The organism is Levilactobacillus enshiensis (assembly GCF_007115095.1).
In the GTDB taxonomy this organism is placed as follows: Bacteria; Bacillota; Bacilli; order Lactobacillales; family Lactobacillaceae; genus Levilactobacillus; species Levilactobacillus enshiensis.
Genome location: NZ_SULH01000041.1, coordinates 1 through 473, shown reverse-complemented (window position 1 = coordinate 473; position 473 = coordinate 1). Strand labels below are relative to the sequence as shown.

1 protein-coding gene is annotated in these 473 nt (G+C 44.0%); it reads left to right on the top strand.

All coding sequences use genetic code 11. The features are described 5' to 3' along the window. Positions 1-468: transposase (locus FAY32_RS14490; protein WP_143464133.1), on the top strand; the 468-nt coding region annotated here is incomplete at its 5' end. Positions 469-473: the final 5 nt, after the last annotated feature.

The following is a 473-nucleotide window of genomic DNA, read 5'->3' as shown; positions in this document are numbered from 1 at the left end:
TTAAATCGGCATTTTCCCAAAGCTAAACGACAACGTTGCCTGGTTCATGTTGGGCGTAATTTGATAAACAAAGTTCGGGTGAAAGACCGTAAGGCCGTGATCAATGACTTTAAACAAGTTCATTGGGCTGCCAATCGTGAAGCAGCCGAACTGAAACTGAATGAGTTCGCCAACAACTGGCATCGTACCTATCCCAAGTTAATCAAAGATCTGCTTAAAATGCCGAATCTGCTCACTTTCATGGACTTTCCACCAGCCATTCGGCAATCACTCTACTCCACTAACTTGATTGAGAACTTTAACAAGCATCTCAAGCGCACCACCCACCGCAAAGAACAATTTCCAACGGAAGATTCACTGGATCGATTCCTGGTTTCTCAGTTTAATGCTTATAACGAGAAGTCTCTGAAGCGGATCCACCGAGGCTTTAAAGGACTCCAGGACACCTTGGAAGCATCATTTATTTGAGTTAG